Origin of the sequence: Thiofilum flexile DSM 14609, from assembly GCF_000380185.1 — a bacterium.
Lineage (GTDB): Bacteria > Pseudomonadota > Gammaproteobacteria > Thiotrichales > Thiotrichaceae > Thiofilum > Thiofilum flexile.
The window spans coordinates 1-2,095 of sequence record NZ_KB904805.1 but is presented as its reverse complement, the minus strand read 5'-3'; the positions used below and the strand labels follow the sequence as shown (position 1 = coordinate 2,095).

The following is a 2,095-nucleotide window of genomic DNA, read 5'->3' as shown; positions in this document are numbered from 1 at the left end:
AGGAGGGCGTATTCAAATGGGCGGAGTACTAGAGGGCGAATATACGCTAATTATTGATGAGGCCGCCTTATGAGTGTAGGTGCAACTTACCTCACCACATTAACTTTGAATAGACACAATAAACAAATAACTGAAGGGGATTTATTATGGCAGGTATGACTGCTCATGTTCCGACTAGACCCGATAATCGTGCCAATACAGGCAATAATAGCGCACCACAGACTCGACGTGTGGCGAAACCAGCAACAACAGCGGTACCAGATGATAATTTCATTAACAAGACCGCTAAAAATTATGCGGATGCTTATAATGGGTATGTGAAGAAGAATGCGGATCCCAATAAAGCCCAAGATACACCTCATAAGGAAATCATGCTTTGGCTATTAGACCATGCCTATAATCCTGATAATATGCCAGATACTGATCCTAATAAAGGCGCTTATTTAGCTATAAAGAGTATAGTCAATGCTCAAGGGGTGGTTGTACCACGAATAGGTTCACCTCGTTACTTAGTACGAGATGCGGCAACAGTACCAACCCCGAATAATGCTTTTTTCATTGGGGATTTGATGCAGGTTCAAGCAGATGGTGTAACGATTCGTGATTGGGCGGGAGCAAATGCCGTTAATGATACCGCTCTTACCTCTCAGTTTGCTCAGGATTTTAATAATATAGTCAATAGAGTAAATAGGACTAATACGGTGATACAGCTTAGCAAATTCGTAAATCGCTTTGATGGTGTAGCTCATCGAGATGGAATGCAGATCATTCCTAATCAGAGTAAAGGGGATCGTTTTGCGGGAGCCATTAGTAATGGGGTGACTATTGATAATGTTACTATTAACTCAGCAGGTGCTCTTCAAGGTATCTTTGCAACGGATGGAGCTTTTACCAACTTACATATTACCAATAATACCGTTCAAATTGGTGGGGAGCATGCTTTATCTATCAATGGTATGCTCAGTGGTAAAATTGAGGGGAATACCACTAATCGATCTATTAAGCTCTTACCCTTAAGAATTGGGGGTGGGCGCAATATCTATATTACTGGGTTTCAGGCAAACTCTGGATATTCTTATGCACCTTTGAGCCAAATAGCACCCAATCAAGGTAATATTGTTGATGCCCGAACTATACCTGTGGCAGGGAAAAATAACTATTATGATGTCAATCTCACAAGGTTGCAGAATTTAGCTAAAAAACCTGGGTATATCGGTAACTATCAAAAGATAATGGATCAGCTAGTAGCAGAAAAGGCAGCAAAAGTTCATAACCGCTAGATAAAACCCTGATTCTATCAGAGAATGGCAAGCTACTCTCTGATAGAATACTAACGTGATTAAATATAGATATTGTAAAGGAGTATCATATGATTAAACGATGGATAGTGAGTGGTGGGTTAATAGTGCTACTAGGATGCACTTACCCCATACAAGCCAATGATAGTAACGAGATTTCTATATTTAAGGCAGCCGCTTTAGATTTTTTGACTCAATACGCTCCTAATGGAAAAATATTAGACTCAAGTGTTACACTTTCTGACAATCAAGAGCACACAATAGACCAGGTGAGTGTGAAAAATCCTTTACCTGAAGCACTTAAAAAAGCTTTATTTTCTCCTAGCACACCCAACCCCTTTAAGACCGCATATACTGTGTTTTATACTCCAACAGCCTTTAAACAGTTACAAAGTTGCCCTTTTGTGGGGATAGAATTTGATTTAGATAATAACCGTAAAACACAGGAGTGGTATATAGCCACCCCAACTGTGGGGTGTGTGAAAAGCCAACCCTATATTGATGGAGGAACTAGTCATAATTGGATTCTACAAAAAACTGAGAAAGGGCTATTTCGAGTCATAATGGAAAGTGATAGTTCTATTTATTCTTATAAGGCTGATCTAAAAAGAAGCATTTATAAACCTCTTAGTACATTACATCATGTAATGAGATTTAACCCTAGCTCTAAATTAGGGTGTGGTGCAGTGCTTATTAACTGGTCTTATAACCCCACTAAACAACAATATCAAATGGGTAAAACTTATTTACAACAATCTAATTGTCCCAGTCCTGGTACTAATATTCAACGCCTGATG

The 2,095-nt window shown here is 39.2% G+C and carries 2 protein-coding genes; both read left to right on the top strand.

The genetic code is table 11. From position 1 onward, the window contains the following. Positions 1-146 precede the first annotated feature (146 nt). Positions 147-1,280, top strand: coding sequence for a hypothetical protein (locus A3IK_RS0115905; protein ID WP_020560967.1), 1,134 nt, complete (start codon positions 147-149; stop codon positions 1,278-1,280). A gap of 107 nt (positions 1,281-1,387) precedes the next feature. Next, positions 1,388-2,095: hypothetical protein (locus A3IK_RS19780; RefSeq protein ID WP_162596675.1), on the top strand; the 708-nt coding region annotated here is incomplete at its 3' end.